At 70.0% G+C, this 16,682-nt stretch carries 15 protein-coding genes and 1 pseudogene; 11 read left to right on the top strand and 5 right to left on the bottom strand.

Going from position 1 to position 16,682, the window contains the following annotated elements; all coding sequences use genetic code 11:
• The first annotated feature begins 59 nt into the window (after nucleotides 1-59).
• The 3 genes from RV983_RS37325 (at nucleotide 60) to tatC (ending at nucleotide 1,768) form a co-directional block, all read left to right on the top strand.
• Nucleotides 60-476, top strand: coding sequence for a Sec-independent protein translocase subunit TatB (locus tag RV983_RS37325; RefSeq protein ID WP_475990141.1), 417 nt, complete (start codon nucleotides 60-62; stop codon nucleotides 474-476).
• 139 nt (nucleotides 477-615) lie between these two features.
• A complete protein-coding gene (gene tatA, locus RV983_RS37330) occupies nucleotides 616-912 on the top strand; it encodes a Sec-independent protein translocase subunit TatA (protein WP_475990142.1) in 297 nt (98 codons plus the stop codon).
• A 10-nt stretch (nucleotides 913-922) separates the two neighbouring features.
• A complete protein-coding gene (tatC, locus tag RV983_RS37335) occupies nucleotides 923-1,768 on the top strand; it encodes a twin-arginine translocase subunit TatC (RefSeq protein ID WP_475990143.1) in 846 nt (281 codons plus the stop codon).
• Between the two features lie 203 nt (nucleotides 1,769-1,971).
• Here tatC and RV983_RS37340 read toward each other — a convergent pair whose 3' ends face one another.
• The 5 genes from RV983_RS37340 to RV983_RS37360 form a co-directional block, all read right to left on the bottom strand.
• Entirely contained in the window at nucleotides 1,972-5,343 is a 3,372-nt protein-coding gene (locus tag RV983_RS37340) for a S8 family peptidase (RefSeq protein WP_475990144.1), read from the bottom strand.
• Nucleotides 5,344-5,877: 534 nt separating this feature from the next.
• Nucleotides 5,878-6,096 (bottom strand): hypothetical protein, encoded by a 219-nt coding sequence (locus RV983_RS37345; protein WP_475990145.1) that lies wholly within the window; start codon nucleotides 6,094-6,096, stop codon nucleotides 5,878-5,880.
• A complete protein-coding gene (locus RV983_RS37350) occupies nucleotides 6,093-7,460 on the bottom strand; it encodes a hypothetical protein (protein ID WP_475990146.1) in 1,368 nt (455 codons plus the stop codon). Before RV983_RS37350 ends, RV983_RS37345 begins: the two co-directional genes overlap by 4 nt.
• 80 nt (nucleotides 7,461-7,540) lie before the next feature.
• Entirely contained in the window at nucleotides 7,541-7,999 is a 459-nt protein-coding gene (locus tag RV983_RS37355) for a hypothetical protein (RefSeq protein ID WP_475990147.1), read from the bottom strand.
• A gap of 460 nt (nucleotides 8,000-8,459) precedes the next feature.
• Entirely contained in the window at nucleotides 8,460-9,035 is a 576-nt protein-coding gene (locus RV983_RS37360; RefSeq protein WP_475990148.1) for a DinB family protein, read from the bottom strand.
• Nucleotides 9,036-9,749: 714 nt separating this feature from the next.
• Here RV983_RS37360 and RV983_RS37365 point away from each other — a divergent pair.
• From RV983_RS37365 to RV983_RS37400, 8 genes and pseudogenes are all read left to right on the top strand, one after another.
• On the top strand, nucleotides 9,750-11,690 hold the full coding sequence (locus tag RV983_RS37365; RefSeq protein WP_475990573.1) for a GTP-binding protein: 1,941 nt from the start codon (nucleotides 9,750-9,752) through the stop codon (nucleotides 11,688-11,690).
• Nucleotides 11,691-12,177: 487 nt separating this feature from the next.
• Complete coding sequence (locus RV983_RS37370) at nucleotides 12,178-12,561, top strand: VOC family protein (protein WP_475990149.1); 384 nt, start codon at nucleotides 12,178-12,180, stop codon at nucleotides 12,559-12,561.
• Between the two features lie 684 nt (nucleotides 12,562-13,245).
• The gene (locus tag RV983_RS37375; RefSeq protein WP_475990150.1) at nucleotides 13,246-13,836 is read left to right on the top strand and encodes an RNA polymerase sigma factor; all 591 of its coding nucleotides are present in this window, start codon (nucleotides 13,246-13,248) and stop codon (nucleotides 13,834-13,836) included.
• Between the two features lie 26 nt (nucleotides 13,837-13,862).
• A complete protein-coding gene (locus tag RV983_RS37380; protein WP_475990151.1) occupies nucleotides 13,863-14,180 on the top strand; it encodes a hypothetical protein in 318 nt (105 codons plus the stop codon).
• 5 nt (nucleotides 14,181-14,185) lie between these two features.
• Entirely contained in the window at nucleotides 14,186-14,638 is a 453-nt protein-coding gene (locus RV983_RS37385) for a hypothetical protein (RefSeq protein WP_475990152.1), read from the top strand.
• Nucleotides 14,639-15,042: 404 nt separating this feature from the next.
• Nucleotides 15,043-15,360, top strand: coding sequence for a hypothetical protein (locus RV983_RS37390; protein WP_475990153.1), 318 nt, complete (start codon nucleotides 15,043-15,045; stop codon nucleotides 15,358-15,360).
• Nucleotides 15,357-15,728 carry a fic family toxin-antitoxin system, toxin component gene (locus tag RV983_RS37395; protein ID WP_475990154.1) on the top strand — a complete coding sequence of 124 codons (372 nt, stop codon included), beginning with the start codon at nucleotides 15,357-15,359 and terminating at the stop codon, nucleotides 15,726-15,728. Before RV983_RS37390 ends, RV983_RS37395 begins: the two co-directional genes overlap by 4 nt.
• Before the next feature lie 559 nt (nucleotides 15,729-16,287).
• Nucleotides 16,288-16,428: pseudogene (locus tag RV983_RS37400) on the top strand (MerR family transcriptional regulator); the annotation flags it as partial.
• Nucleotides 16,429-16,682: the final 254 nt, after the last annotated feature.

Here is a 16,682-nt window from a genome sequence, read left to right on the forward strand (position 1 = left end):
GTATCCGACCCGCCGCCCTGTTGGAGCGGCAACCGCAAGATCACAGACGGGAGTCATGGATGTTCTCCGATATCGGCCCGCTCGAAGTGGTGACGCTCGTCGTACTGGCGGTCATATTGGTGGGTCCGGACAGGCTTCCCAAGATGGTGTCCGATACCGTCCGCACGCTGCGCAAGCTCCGTGAGCTCTCACAAAGTGCTCAGGCGAGCATTCGAGAAGAGCTCCCGCCCGAGTTCAAGGAACTGGCCTTCGAGAACCTCAGCCCGAAGGCCTTCATGACCGGGAGCCTTCTCGCCGGCCAAGGCCTGGATCCGGGCGATCTCCTCGCCGACCCGGACTCTCCAAGCGGGCCGAGCGCCGGCGCCGCGCCATCGAAACACCTGCGGAATCCCGCAGTGACCTCCGATCACCGGCCCCACGCCGACGGCCAGGGGCACCCCCGCAGCCGTCACGCCGTCAGCGACGACGGCTCGTAACAGGCGCAGCGCCGCCCAGCGGCAGCCGGCCCGGTCCACGCCCTCACGCGCACCGCACATGCGCCCGGCAGCCCAGCGCCGTGTCACCACCGCACGGGAACGCCGTTCCCGTGCCCCCAATCCTCGAAAGGACGCACCCATGTTCGGCAGGCTCGGAGCACCCGAGATCATCCTCATCCTCGTCGTCGTCCTGCTTCTCTTCGGCGCCAAACGGCTTCCCGACATGGCCCGATCCTTCGGGCAGTCCCTGAGGATCCTCCGGAGCGAGAGCAAGGCCATGCGCAAGGACGACACGGACGAGGCGCCCGTGGTCACCGAGGGGAATGCGCTACCCACCGCTGGCCGGCTCCGGGATGACGAACCGTCGACACAGCCATATGCGGCCCGTGCCACCCATGAAGACAGGACTGCCCATGGCCCCCTCCGCACCACATGACGTCAGACAGATGCCCCTTCGAGAGCACCTGCGCGAGCTGCGCAACCGCCTGATCAAGGCTGTCGGAGCGATCCTGCTCGTCACGGTCGTCGCGGCCCTGTTCTACCAGGACCTCATCGGATTCCTCATCGACCCTCTGCCCGGCTGCGCTCCCGGCCGGCCGGCCGGAGCCGGCGCGCCGGGTCACTGCGGGGTGATCGCGCTCAACGGTCTGCTCTCGCCCTTCAGCCTCGCGTTGAAGGTGGCGCTCACCACCGGAGTCGTCGCCGCGAGCCCGGTGTGGCTGTACCAGCTGTGGGCCTTCCTGGCACCCGGTCTGCACCGTCACGAGAAGAAGTACACCCTGGCCTTCCTCGGAGCCGGCATCCCCTTGTTCCTGATCGGTGCCGCCGTCGCGTACTGGACCCTCCCGACGACAGCCCGGGTGCTGATCTCCTTCACCCCGGACCACGCCACCAACATCCTGCCCGTCGACGACTTCCTCGACCTGGCCACCCGCATGGTCGTCGTCTTCGGCCTCTCCTTCGAACTCCCCGTCCTTCTCGTGCTGCTGAACCTCGGAGGCGTGATCAGCGCCCGGCGGATGACCGGATGGTGGCGGGGCATGCTCATGGGCATCGCCGCCTTCGCCGCCCTTGCCACCCCCAGCACGGACCCGATCAGCATGCTGCTCCTGGCCATACCCATCGCGGTGCTGTACCTGGCGGCCTGCGCGGTGGCCTGGTACCACGACCGTCGCCGGGAGCGCACCGACACCACCGGTCCGGGCTCGATCCCGGACACCGAGGCATCCGTACTCGATCTCAGTCCATCGCCCATCGAGGCCCCCGACACCGTCACCGCCGGCCGGCCGTGAGCACGGCCCCGCGGCCAGGGCGAGCGCGGTGGTCGCCGCGGTACGGCCGCGTGCGCGGTGGTGCGCGGCGGGAGGCGAGGGTACGGGAAAGGCCCCCGGCGGGGGCCTTTCCGGTCGGTGCGCCGGTCCGCGAACCGGGGAGGTCCGCGGACCGGAACCGCGGAGGACGCGAGCCCTGGACCGCGGTTCCGGCCCGGCGCGGACTACTTCGTCAGGTAGGCGTCGACGATCGTCTCGTCGACGGTGTTGCCCTGCTTGTCCACGGCCTGGGCCTTGAACGAGACGCTGCCGCCGGCCTTGGGGTTGGTGACCTGGACCCGGCCGTCGCACACGCTGAGCTTCCGCCAGTTGGCTCCCTTGTCGTAGGAGGCCCACACGCTCAGGGACTTGAGGTTCCTGCCCGCGGCGGTGCCGTGGACGGTGACGGGGACCCACACCTTCGCCCGGCCCTTGCCCGTGCTGTCGAGGGACAGGGCGGGGGTGAAGCGCACGACGGAGGTCGGGAGCTTGGTGATCCCCGGGGCGAACTCGGAGGAGAACGTCCAGCTCGTGGTCGTGCTCGTGGAGACGTCGGCGACCGTGCCGCGCTTGACCGAGACGGTCAGCCGGTAGTCGGCCCGCTCGTTCTCCGCGATGTAGAAGACGTCCATCGGGTAGATGCTGGAGTTGACGAGCTCACCGTTGCGGTACAGGGACGTCCGCGCGCTCTCGATCGGCGAGTTGTTGTTGCTGATGTTCCCTTCGCTGTCCGAGAAGAGCGGAAGCCGCCCGTCGATCGCCTCGTCGGCCCGGAGCAGTCCGGCGCCCTCCGGGAGATCCGGTCCGAAGACACCGACGTTGAACACGTGCTGGTAGGAGCGCCCGGGCTTGAACGTCCTCGGGAGAGCGTCGTAGCTGGACTCGTACGAGTCGTTCGCGTCGACCTGCATGAAGCCCAGCTGCCACGAGTTGTTGCCCGAGAGCAGGTGCAGAGTGCCGGTGTAGGGCAGGGCGTGCACGGTGCCGAGACCGGCACCACCCTCGGTGCCCGGCGTGATGAATCCGAACTTGCCCTTCGCCGGCGCTCCGAGCCTCGCCTCGACCTTGGCGAACTCCTGGGCCTTGGCGTGGTGGGTGAAGCCGGTGAGGTACCTGTCACCCGTCGGCTGGTACACCAGGTGGTACTCGTCGTGCCCGTTGACGCCGGTGGAGAAGGTGGTCATGAGCTGCTGGGTCAGCCGGTCGCCATCGGCCGCCTTCGGGCCGAGGTGGGCGGTGCGGTACTTCGCGAGGGAGCTGGTGAAGACCCCGTAGCGGGTGCCGAATCCGTCGGGCAGCTCGATGCCCGCGCTGAAGAAGCCGAGGGCCGGCTGGGCGGAACGGTCGGGGACGGTGATGTCGAGCGCCTTGGCGGTGCGCGCGTCCACCGTCACCACGGTGTCCTTGGTGACGTCGAGGTTGGGCTGGTTGAACCAGTCACCGCCCTGGTCGTACGAACCCTCCGGGTCGACCCGGACCATGCTGTTGAGGAAGTACCGGCCCTTGGGGACGCGCACCGAGTGCGTGTCGCCGTTCAGCACGGTGTTGGCGCCCTTGGCGAGTCCTGACAGGCCCTGCAACTGGGCGTCCCAGGCGGGGGCGGGTGCGGGCTTGCCCTTGCGGTCGAGCGTCTTCACCGTGACGGTGTACATCTCCGACTCGCGGTCCACGGCCAGCGCGGTGCCGACGGTCTGCCCGTCGCCGGTGGCCGTGATCCGTCCCGTGAAGGCACCGGTCGTGTCACCGCCGAGGCGGGTGTCGGCGGCGACCTTCACGGTCGCCTCGCCGTGCGCCGGGACGGTGACCTGCTCGTCCGCCGTGAACATCCCGTCGGGTGCCGCGCTTCCGTCCGGCCCGGTGGCGTCCACGGTCAGCTTCAGGGTGACCGGGGAGTCACCCGAGTTGCGATACGTGAGGTCCTTGGTGAGCGGCTGGTCGTCGGTGTGCGGCCACTGCGCGACACCGAACGAGAGCGACGGCTCGCCGGCGACGACGGTCTGCTTGATCGCCTTCCGCAGGTCGACCCGGCCCGAGCCCTGCTCGAAGGCCGTGTACCCGCCGGGCGTGGTCGAGGAGACCAGCGCGTCCTTGATGTCGTCGCCGGTCCAGTCGGGGTGCTCCTGGGCGAGGATGGCGGCGGCGCCCGCGACGTGCGGGGTGGCCATGGAAGTGCCGTTGAGGGCGATGTAGCCGTCGGCTACGGAAGGGGCGACACCGGCCAGGTAGCTGTCATGCGCGGCCGCGGCTCCGATGGCCACACCGGGCGCCGTCAGATCCGGCTTGATGCCACCGTCACCGACGCGCGGGCCGGTGCTGGAGAACGGGGCCAGCTTGTCCTGCTTGTCCACCGCGCCGACGGTGAGGGCGGCGTCGGCGCTGCCCGGCGAGCCGACCGTTCCGGCTCCCTGCTCGCCGTTGTTGCCCGCCGCGATGACGAAGAGGGTTCCACTCTCGGCCGACAGCCTGTTGACGGCCTCCTCCGCCGGATCGATCTCCGGGGAGTCATAGGTGCCGAGGCTGAGGTTGACCACGTCCGCCTTCTCGGCGACGGCCCACTCCATACCCGCGATGATCTGGGACAGGCTGCCGCTGCCGCTGTCCCCGAGCACCTTGCCGTTGAGGATGCGGGCCCCCGGCGCCACACCCTTGTACTTGCCACCGGACTTGGCTCCGGTGCCGGCCGTAATGGAGGCGACATGTGTGCCGTGACCGAAGTGGTCCTCCGTGTCCGGCGAGTCGGAGAAGTTCTGCTCGGCAACGACCTGTCCGGCCAGATCGGGGTGAGTGGTGTCGACACCCGTGTCCAGGACGGCGATGCGCGTACCGGTGCCGTCGAAACCGGCCGCCCACGCCTCGGGGCCGCCGATCTGGGGAACGCTCTTGTCCAGGCTCGCCTGGACGACGCTGTCCAGCCACACCGAGGCGATTCCAGGCGCCACGCTGCGTTCCGCGGCGCCGGCCGTCCCGTCGGTGACCGCCGACCACAACTCGGCGGTGCCGTTCACGGGCGCGGCGATGGCGTCGGCATTGACACTCGGCAGCGTGCGCCTGACTTCGGCACCGGCGGTGGAGCGCAGGGCCGAGCGGGCCGACGGACGGGCCGCGTCGTACATGACGATGAGCCGCAGGTCGCGGCGCTGGGCGTAGGCCGGGGTGCTCAGTGTGGTGATGTCGAACAGGCGCCGGTCCACCCGGCCGCTCTGGACGAGGGTCCGGGCGTCATCGGGCACGGCGTAGGTGTGGCCGTCGCGGGTCTCCACCCGGATGGGTATGTCCTCCCGGCCCTTGGCGGGACGCGCGGCGACGATATCGCCCTTCGCGTTCACCGCGATCCGGTCACCGGTGATCAGTGGGATCCACAGGTGCACGCCCGGTCCGGCCGGAGTCCCCTTGATCTCGGGGCCCGTTCCGAAGGTCGAGGCCGAGGACGGTGTGGCCGACGATGCCGTCCCGGTCGGGGTGGCGAGTGCCAGGGACGCCGACGGGGTAGCGGCGACCAGCAGCATGCTGATTCCCAGGACCATGCCGATCGCAGGTCTCTTGGACGTGAAGTTCACGGTTTCCTCTCGCTCATTCACTCCGCGCCAACGCGTGGGTTTCACGGTGGGCTTGGGGTGCGCCGCACAGCGAAGCACCACTTCCGGCAGGGTGTCAACGGGTTGATCTTGGATAGCGGGATGGTGGCCAGGTGGCCAACTGTTAATCCACTGACGGCATTACCGCACTTTTCCGCCTCAACCCGCTCGCTGTCCGGCAAGACAGGCACAGACCGCTTCCCACCTGCGGTGATGCCGTCGGATAGTGGCGGCCGGCTACCCGTGCGCGACGGTCGAAAGCCCTCATCCCGCCCTCGTGGGGGAAATTCGGCTGATTGCGCGGTTTCCCGTCGGTCCATTCGTTCGGCGGAATTCGAAGGCCATTCGGCGAACTCGCGCCCTGAGAGTGACGTGTTCGGACTGCCGCGTCACGATTCAACGTAAATGCGGGCGGGACCGCTCGGGACGCCGGCGCCGACGCGCAGAGGCGAGTGGGGCTGTGCCGGCTGCGCGGTTGATAGCGAATCGCTGCTGGTCAGGCCCGTCGGGTGGGTTTCAGGCACGCCCGGCCCGTGCTCGCCAGAAGGCGAGGTTGCGACGAGTGAACCAGGCGAGCGGGTGCGCGGACCCCAATGCCTCCGTGCAGCCGCCCAGGGTCTGCTCCAGCTCCGCCACCGCACCTGCTGCGTTGCCGCCCAGCCCGCGCCAGCAGGCCGCGATGCGGCGGATCGACAGTGTGCTCTCCGCGTCCCTCGGCGCCCTGTGCTCGCTCAACAGGGACTCCCACAAGCCGGCCATTGCGGGGCGGGGTCGAGCAGGCCGGCGTCCTTGAGCGCCGTTCCGGCTCGGGTCAGCACCGGGTGACCGCCGTTGAGCCAGAAATGCTCGTCGGCCCAGCCACGCAGGGCTGTCGCGGCCGCGAAGAACACCTGGTTGCCCACGGGGTCATTGCGCGCGTCCGGCCACGCTTCCACCAGGGCGTCGCCTGCCGCGCGCTCACCTGTGTCGGGCGTGTCGGGCCTCGAGAGGATCCAATCGTTCGGCGTGGTCCTGTCCCGCTCGTCGAGGACGGTGATCTCCGCGTACTCCAGGAGGACGCGCCGCATCCAGGGGTCCAGCCGGAGCATCCGATGCGCGTCGATCGTGACGAGGCCCAAGCGGTGTGCCTGGGCCAGTGCGCTGCGGACGTCGTTCGCGTCGACGGTTCTGCCCTGGCCGGCAGTGAGGTGCCGCGCGACGGCCGAGGTCCCGAAGAACGCCAGGGGAATGGCGCCACCGTCCACCAGCGAGGCCAGGTCCAGCACCGGACGGGTCAGCCCGCTCGCGAGGTCGAGCAGCAACGAACACGTGGCCACTGCCGGGATGTGGAACGCGAAGCCGGGCCGCAGCGGCATGTAGCTGTTCGCGAGTGACCTGTGCCGAGGGGCGACCTGCTCGTAGCGAGCCGCCCACACGCGATGGTATTCGGCGTACGTCGTGTCGCGGCTCGCCACGTAGTTCGCGGCGTGCGCCAGCAAGAGGGGGAATTGTTCCAGCTCACTCGCGAGTTCTGCCGCACCTTCGGTCCGATGTGGACTTCCGGCTTGCCGTTCGTGGAGGTACTCCACGGCTTCCTGGTCGTCGAACCCATCAACGAACGCCACGTGCACGTGCTCGCCGAACGCATCGACGTCCTCGAGGCTGGTGGTCACCACGGTCCGCCCCGATGCGTGCCGGGGCGGCCACAGGTCACGCAGGTCGTCCGCCGTGGACAGGCCGTCGAACACGATCAGCCACGGTCGGGATGTCTCGGCCAACCAGGTCAGAAAGCGTTTGACCCCTTCGTCGCCAGCGGCTTCTTCGCTCAGCGCCTTGGCGGCAGCGAGGTAGCCGAGCCGGATCGCGTCCCGCGATCCGGCGGTGATCCACACCAGCAGGTCGAGTTCACCGTCGGCCCACAGCCGTTCGGCGTGCCCAACGGCCAGCTGGGTCTTCCCCACACCGCTGTATCCGGCCAGCACCACCGTCCCACCGGCGTCCAAGTCCGCCGCGACGGCCCGTTCCCGGAAGCATTCAGCCGCCCGCGGCACCGCTCCGACCCGCTGGGGCCAGCTCGCCGCCGGCAGCGACGGCGGCGGCGCCGTGAACTGCTGGTGCACGGTGACGATGATGTCGCGGCCGGCCTCGATGTCGCGAAACCCCAGTGAGGGTGCCGCGAATGGGGCCGGACCGGCCGCTGTCAAGGGTGGGCGGGGGAGTCACCTCCGTCGACCTGGATGCCCTCGATGACGATGCCGCCCCGCGTCCTCACGTGATCGAGGTCGACGCCGGTCCCGACGCCGCGCACCTTCACGTTGACGATCCTGATGAGCTCGGCATCGACGTCGTTCAGGTCGACACCGACCGCCCTCGCAGCGGCCGCATCGTGCTCACGCACGGCCCTGACCACCTCGTGCGCCGCCCCGAGTACCTCGGCGTCCTCGCCGACGCCGGCGTCGGCGAGCTCCTCCCGCAACGACGCCTGCCCGGCCTCCGAGTCGGTCTGCCGCTCCACCGCGCCGATCTCGACCCCGTGCCGCTGCACGATCAGGTTCTTCAACCCCAGGTACGCATCGCGCACTGCGGACTGCGCCTGCTCCTTCAGCCCGGCCGCCGCACCGGCCACCAGCGCCGCGACGACAAGCGACACAGGATCCATTGCTCGGACCGCCCCCTTTGTTGCTCGGACACCCAAAAACCTATACCCGATCGCCATCACGCTTCCCCGTACCTTCGACGGGCAGTGGTCGGTGACATCCCGTCAGTGCGAGCTGAGCGGCGTCAGGGCCAGGCCGGATGGACAAGAAGGCCATGGCCGGCACCGCAAGCCAGCGAAGCCAACGGGCCGTCCTCATCGCCACCATGAACGGCATCGGTGCACCGGCCGGTTCGACCGGACCTACAGGGAGCTGACCTCGCGGGCGTGGCGAAGTGCGCCCCGACGGCGGCCAACGGGCAAACGCTGAGGGGGCGCGACCGGTCGCTTTCCCGGTTCGGTCACGCACCTGAAGGCGCGCAGGAAGCTGCCAGGGGTCGGGTGGTAGTTTTTCCGGCTGATGCAGCGGGTGGAGTGCTTGGCCGACGGGATGCGCTGCTGCCCGGCCGGCGGATCCGGGTGCTCATATTCGGCGCGGTACGGCTCCGTCCTGCCAGCGGTAAAGGTCGCGCAGCAGGGAAATCTCGGCGCCGTGATGGATCAGCTCCCTGTTGACGTGCAGGACGATGCCCTCCATGGGAAACCGCTCGGGACCCACCGTGGGCGGATTCTCCAGGTCAGCGTCCGAGAGCTTGCGGACCCCCGCGTTCCATCTCCCATACATCTCATCGAGCTGTACGAGCGCCTCGTCAGCCGTCCCCGCGTAGGCGAATGTCTGGGAGTCGACGTCCTGGCCGCCGAAGTGCCATCCGACCCGATAGCCCAGGCAGGAGACGATGACGTGCGCCAGCCGCCAGGCAATCGTGGTCACCGGCGCCGGCGCCGGCGCCGGCGCCGGGTCAGGGGACGAGGAGTCCATCGTCCATTCTCCCGAGCCTGCCGACATCGGTGCGGCCGACGTGCCACGTGGGCGGATGCTCCAGCAGCCACGCACCGGCTCCCAGAAGTACTCCTCATCGGCAAGACCGTGCAGCCGCGGCCGCAGGTTCTTGTGCCAGTGCCGGTCCAGCTGGTCCGCGATTCGCTCGCTTCTTGTCATTTCCGCACACTACATACGGAGGCCTGGTTGCGACTCTCGCGGACGCCGTCGCCGGCCATGGGCCGCGAGAGCGTACCGCACCGGGAGATGACGCTGGGGCTGATGTGTCCTTCGGGCCCGCCGCAGCGAGCGGCAGTTCGACATGAACAACCCGGCTGGCCGGGTTGGGTTCAATGACCCCAAATATGACAGCCTCAACTGATGACATGACGGATGATCGGACCGCAGACTCCCGCCCGACATCAGCATGAGTATCCCGCGCGAGCGCCACGCCAGAGCCTCCGACCTGCATGTTCGAAGATGGCGAAGACTCAGTGAGCAGTCCAACGCGTCCCAATGCGCCCGGTCGGCACGTGCCGAGTTCCTGGCCGCCCGGCAGCCGCTCCGGCCGACCTGCCACACGGAGTCGACGGACCGGAAACGGCACCCCCAACTCCATCCGCCGCGTCGCGCACAAGGACCCAACACGGCGTAATTCGGTTGCGCCCCCGAGCTCGCCTGCTGCATCGTGCGACGAGTAATCCCGTGGCCCCGCAAGGAGACATCACATGCGCCGACTCTCCGAGTTCCCTCCGAAGGTCTTCCTCACCTCTTCAGAGAACCGGATTGTCAGTGCACACGGAACCTCACGCATCAACGGGCGCCGGCACCCACGCGCACCCCGTCTCCTCACCGACCGCGGCTGACTCCCTCAACCTGGGCATCCTCGCCCATGTGGACGCGGGCAAGACGAGCCTCACCGAACGGCTCCTGCACTTCGCCGGTGTCGTCGACGAGATCGGCAGCGTCGACGCGGGCAGCACCCACACCGACAGCCTCGCACTGGAACGCCGGCGCGGGATCACCATCAAGTCCGCCGTCGTGTCGTTCGCGCTCGAGGGCCGCACGGTCAACCTCATCGACACCCCCGGGCACCCCGACTTCATCGCTGAAGTGGAGCGGGTCCTCGGCGTGCTCGACGGTGCCGTGCTGGTGGTGTCGGCCGTCGAGGGCGTCCAGGCGCAGACCCGTGTCCTGATGCGCACTCTGCGGCGCCTGCGCATTCCGACCCTGATCTTCGTCAACAAGATCGACCGCAGGGGAGCCGAGGACACCGACCTCCTTCGCTCCCTCGGCGACCGGCTCACCCCCGCCCTCGCACCCCTGGGAACGGTGTGTGACGCCGGCCTGCCTGTCGCCTCGTTCCATCCGTACACGGACGGGGACGCGGACTTCGCCGACCGCCTCGGCCAGTGCCTCGCAGACCAGGACGACACCGTGCTGGCGGCGTACCTGGACGCTCTGCCGCACCCCCTGCCATCCGCCCGACTGCACCAGGAACTCCTGCGTCAGACCCAACAGGCCCGGATCCACCCTGTGTTCTTCGGCTCGGCCATCACGGGCGCCGGGATCGACACCCTCGCCCGGGGCCTCAGAGTCCTGCTGCCGCGTGCCGGAGGCGCACCTGACGAACCGGCGTCGGGCACGGTCTTCAAGGTCGAGCGGGGTGCGTCCGGGCAACGGATCGCGTACGTCAGGCTGTTCGACGGTACGGTGCGGGAACGCGACCACGTGACCCTCCAACAAGGTCAGGGGAGGGCCCGCGAGGGCCGGGTGACCGGGCTGCGGGTGTTCGCAGAGGGCAAAGTCACCCGCACCGACGCTGTCCCGGCCGGGCGGATCGGTCAGTTGCTCGGCCTCACCGACGTACGCGTGGGAGACACTGTCGGCGCCCCCGGGCCGCGTACGTCGGCAGGCCGGCACTTCGCCCCGCCCACCCTGGAAACCGTCATCGAGCCGGTCCGGCCCACCGACCGCTCCGCCCTGCACGCCGCGCTCGTACAACTCGCAGAGCAGGACCCGCTGATCGGGCTGCGTCACGACGAGATCCGGCGCGAGGTCTCCGTCTCGCTGTACGGGGAGGTGCAGAAAGAGGTCATCGGGACGACACTCGCGGAGGAGTACGGAATCCCCGTCTCGTTCTCCGCGACGACCACCCTCCACCAGGAGAGCGTCGACGGCACCGGACAGGCATACGAAGCGATGGGGGAGGACGGAAACCCCTTCTTCGCGACCGTCGGACTGCGCGTGGAACCGGGCCGGGCGGGGAGCGGCGTGGATTACCGGCTCGGCGTCGAACTCGGCTCCATGCCCTACGCGTTCATGCGCGCGGTGGAGGACACCGTCCGGGAGACCCTCCGGCAGGGCCTGCACGGCTGGCAGGTGAGCGACTGCGCCGTCACGCTGACGCACTCCGGATACAGCTCCGTCATGAGCACCGCCGGAGACTTCCGCCGCCTCACTCCGCTGGTCCTGATGACGGCCCTGGACAGGGCCGGAACGACGGTACGCGAGCCGATGCACGACTTCCGCCTCGAAGTCCCCGCCGCAGCGCTCGGACAGATCCTGGTCCTCCTGGCCCGACTGCGTGCGGTGCCGCATGCACCGCGGGCCGAGCGGTACGGCTACCTGCTGACCGGGGAGATTCCGGCAACCTGCGTCCACGCGCTGGAACGCCGGCTCCCCGGTCTCACCGGCGGGGAGGGCTTGTGGGAGTCGTCCTTCGCACGCCACCTGCCGGTGACTGGCACTCGGCAGCCCCCGGCCCGGCCGCGCACCGACCACAACCCGCTGCACCGCAAGGAGTACCTGCTGCACGTCGTGCGCAGGGTCTGAAGTCCGCCCGCGCGCGGTCCTTCCCGGGTGGGGCGCGACGTCCGGAGGCCGGCCTCGGACGTCGTGTTCCCTTCCGGCATGCACACCGATCCACGGTCACGGTCACCGCAGTGCCCGCCACCCGCCGGCCCGGCCTCGGCGAAGACCTGCGGCGCGAGGTGACCCATGGGCGTCGTGAGGATCACCGACGATCGGGAGGAGTCGCGGGCGTTCTACAGGTTGTCGGCCGAGCACTGGATTCATCGGCGGGCAACGAACCCTGTTCGAACCGCCCGCCGTTCTCGCGATGGTGTTCAAGCTGGCCGAGTCCGGTCGGGCCCGCTGGCGGACCGTCATCGGAGCCCACCGGGCGCGCCTGGTGACTACGCGCGCCCGGTTCGAGTACGGCGTCCTGAATGAGCGGGAGGAGACTGCCGTCTGATCCGCTTCACGAGCCCGGTGCCACATGCTCGGTCGAGTGGGGGGGTTCATCAGGCAGGCTGGGTGGATGAGATCTCGCACTGGTGGCATGTGGTGGGGAACGACGATCGAGGCTCCGGATCCCGGCGGGCTGGCGAGGTTCTACGCCGACCTCCTTGGCTGGCACATCGGGCACGAGGAACCGGGCACGGCCATCGTCGCCGCTTCTCCGCAAGGTCCGTTCTTTGTGTTCCAGCAAGCGGAGGGCTATCGGCCACCGGTGTGGCCTCCGGTCGAGGGGGAACAGCGCCCGATGATGCACTTCGACTTCCAGGTAGGCGATCTGGACTCGGCGGTCAGCGAGGCGGTCGCCCTGGGCGCCACGGTGGCGGAGTTCCAGCCGCAGGACAACGTCCGGGTGCTCTTCGACCCGGCCGGCCACCCCTTCTGCCTGTGCTTCGACGAGGGATGAGCGGCTGGGGCAGCCCCGTTTGAGAGCCGGGGGCGGACACACTGCGCATGCCTCGCCGGCCCTCACGCCTCGCGCTGGGCCTGCGCGGTTGCGGCCATGGGTGGCGACCGGGCTGTGTGGGAAGGCGAGCGCCGCTCGATGACGCTGGCTTTGTCTACGACGAGTTCCACGGGCGCTGCCTGGATGGACTCAGGGGTCGGCACCACGCTGCCGGTGCCGGTGCCGGTGCCGGTGCCTGGGTCCAGGCGTACAGCCCTCGGGCGCCGACTCGATCGTGGACGGGGTGGCCAGGACGGATCCACCTCATTGTATTGGCCGTTGTCAGCCCGAGCGCTGCCCCTCCGATACGGGGGTGGCAGCCTCGCCCTCGCCCGGTGGGCGGTAGGAGGCGAGTTCGCCGGTTCGCTGGTGGCGGCGGACCAGCAGCCACCAGCCTGGGCGCAGTCGTAGTACCGCTCGCCCTGGCGCCCGCTTCGGCCGAGTGCCGCTGCCAAGCCTGTCGGGGGATCTCGTCACGAGGGTCTATGCCGAGACTCCCTGCCGCATGTCGGTCCCACAGAGCGCCTCATCGGCTCATCGGCTCATTGGCTCATCGGTCGAGGCGGCGCGGGGCGCGAACGCAACCCGCGTGGTGGGACAAGTACGGGGTGAGACCGTCGTCCGGCGGTCGGAGACGGAGATTCCGTGGAATCGGAACACGACGCGTACGGCGACCGTGACAGTGACGCCCAACTGACCATGGCCGCAGACGATCCGGCGGCGTTCACGCCCCTGGTGGAAACCTACTCCGCGGCCCTGCACGGCTACTTCGCGCGGCGGACACCCGTCGCCGCGGACGATCTGCTGGCCGAAGCGTGGCTGCAGGCGTTCGCCGCGCGGCGCACGTTCGACGCCTCGCGCGGATCGGCTCGGGGATGGCTGTTCGGGGTGGCCCGCAACGTCCTCGCGGGCCACGTACGGCGGGCGGCGCGAACGGAGGTCCCGCCGGGGGTACAGGTCACCGACCCGTGGCAGGCGGTGGACCAGCGCCTGGACGCGGCGGCGCTGGCGCCCGTACAGCGAGCCGCGCTGGCAGAACTGCCGGCGGTGGAGCGGGAAGTGTTGCTGCTGGTCAGCTGGGAGCAACTGACGCGCGCCGAGGCGGCCGCCGCCGTGGGCATCCCGACCGGGACGGCCCGTTCGCGGCTGCACCGGGCCCGAGGCCGATTGCGCGAGCGGCTCGCGGCGTCCCCCCTCGTGGGACGGGGCCTGGCCGTGACAGGTGACCTGGCATGAGTACGTACGACATGGAGGAGACGGACATGACCGAGCGGCAGGCGCTGTTGGACTTCCCCGGCGCCGAGGCGCTGCAGGCGGCGGGCCGGGTCGAGCCTTTGTCGGCGCATGCGCTGGCCCGGGCGCTGACGGCTGTCGAGGGGGCCGTGCAGGAGGAGGCGGGGAAGGTCCCGCGGGAGGACGCCGTGGTGACGCCGTTCCGGAGGCGCCGCCGCGTCCTCGCCGTCGTCGCTGCAGCCTCGGTTGCGGCCGGCATTGCGGTGACCTGCGCGAACACGGGAGGGGTGCGGGATCCGCGGGCACGCGGCAGGGGACGCAGGCGGAGTCCGCGGCGGTCTTCCTGAACGATATGGCCGAGGTCGCCGCCACCCAGCCGGCGGTCTCGGGGGAGTACTGGAAGGTCCGCACCAGGACCGGCACCGCCTACATCTCGCGGTCCATGGAACTGACCTACACCGGCACCGGCGAGACCGCCCTCAAGCGCCACTTCCCCGGTTGGCAGCTCGGTTCCAAGAAACTGGACTGGAACGGCCTGGACAGCCTGACCACCGACCCGGCGTTGCTGCGCCGAGTCATCCTGAGCACGAAGAAGGGCCCCTGGGAGGAGGACGCGGGCACGGTGGGGTTCGAGCAGGCGAGCATTCTGCTCAGCAGCGCCCCTGCCCGCCCGGAACTGCGCGCCGGTCTGTTCAAGGCGCTGTCGACGCTGCGGGGCGTGACGAACGTCGCACCGTCAAGGACGCCGCCGGGCGCAGTGGCAGGGGGCTGGTCTTCCACGGGGGCGTCGGCACCACTGAGGTGATCATCGACCCGAAGACCAGCACCCTCCTGGAACTCGACACCCCATGGAAGGGCGACAGGAGCGACCGGCGGGTGACGGTCCTGTCGGCCGGTCCGACCGACACGATCGGCTGACGGACGGCGTGGCCGCGGCGCACGGCCCCGAGCGGGACTGTGTGCCGCGGCCACGGCAGACCCTTGCGGCCCGCGGACTGCGTCGGCCGGCCCCCGCTTGACGATGCCCTGCTCCGGCAGATCCGCACGCGGTCCATCAGGTCTGCGGGCGCCCCGCGACGCCCCGCTGTAGCCGGCCCAGCTCGGCGCGCTGCCAGCGCGGCGGGGCGGGGGCGCCGAACGGGACCGGCAAGCCGGCCGCCGGACGGCTGCCCCTCCTTGATGGGTGCCACCAGTGGTAGCATTGCCACCATGAAGCCATCATCCGAGAAGAAGGCGATGAGCCTCCGGTTCCCCGACTCGGAGCAGTACGACGCTATCGCCGCGGCCGCGAAGGCCGCCGACATGAGCCTGCAGGAGTACGTGCTGTCCGCCGCCTATGACCGCGCCACGGCGGTTGAACGGGTCTTCCTCGACGCCGCTCGGCAGGCCTCGGAGTACACCCGTGAGGCCTTCGCCGAGATCGGCGACGACCGGCCCGACACGGACCGGCGCGCTGCGGCCCAGTCCGCACGCCACCGCCTGGCGGAGCTGGACGGCGCCGAGGCCGGTCACGGGAACGCCGCGTGATCCACCGCATTGATGTGCCGTTCCTGCTGCACGTTGCCGAGCAGATCGACGGCGACCCGCAGGTGCACGAACTGGGGGTGCTGTACGCCGCGGTGGCCCGCGTCCACTCCAGCGCCATGGACCGCGACTGCTACGGCTCGGACCACCTCAAGGCGGCCGCGCTCCTGCACGAACTCGCCCGGATTCCCTGCCTGGAGCACTCGAACCTGCAGTTCGCATGGGTGAGCACGTTCGGGTTCCTGTCCCTGCAGGGCCACCGCCTGGAGTACCCGGCCAAGGAGGCCGCCGCTCTCGTCCGCGACACGGAGGCCGGCCGGGTCACCGTGGAGGAGATCGCCCTGACGCTGCGGGGCTGGACCGTCCGATAAGCCACCCCGGCGCGTATGTGCGCCGGCACGACGCCGTTCTGGCCCGCCGGGCCTGGAGAGTCACGCACTGGGATCCCGCCAATGAGCTCCGCAGGGCGGTCATCGTCGGTTTGGAACCAGTAGCTGTGGTTGCGTCTGGACGGCGACCGACATCTTGACCGTGCACCCGACGCGGGCGATCGTGCGACCGGACATGCCCGATCCGGAGGGCCGCCGCTGGTGTGACGGCAGCAGGTGGCGCTCCGCGCCGACGGAACCGCCCGGTGGCACCGCGGAGGGGTACGGGGGAGTGCCTGGCGTCGGCAAGGAGCCGTTGGCGCCGGTGTCGTATGCCGGCGCCCGCCGGGCCTCGGCTGACTCCCACGGGGAAGCCCGTGAGGCCGCCGAGCGCCAGGCCCGGAAGCCGGCTGAGCCGAAAGAGAGCCCTGTCCCAGTAGGCCCTGGCCGCTGAGATGGGCCGCTCCGCTGGGTCTTCCAAGTCGAGCGCGGCGTCCAGCCGATTGACCGCTTGGCGGTGCTCCAGGCCCTGGCGCCTGGCTGATGCCCTCGGAGCGCCGGTGCGGCCCGCGCCCGGGAACTCGTCGACCACGGGACCCCCATCGAGGCCGCCTGCCGCATCATCATCCTCGAAGACCAGCTCGAAGAAGCGCAGCGCATCAACGCCGAATACCGCCGCGCCGCGTCCGGGCCGGGTACCTGACCCGCAGTCCGGGGCGGCGTGCCGGGCCGCGCGTTCTTCCGCCGTCTCCAGAATATGAGGGCCTGATCGCCGAAGATGCTCAGCCACCGGCGCACGGGCGGGAGTCCCGGCCTGGCCCCGGCGCTGCGTCAGGCCCCTGCGTACGCCTTGCAGTTGATGCGTCTGTGGGCACTGCTGGCGGGCTGGCTACCGGGCAGGGCGCCGCGGCCCGGAGGGCGGGACGGGGCGCTCGGCGGCTGCGCTGAAGCCGAGGA

The sequence above is a fragment of the Streptomyces sp. RLA123 genome, assembly GCF_056270165.1.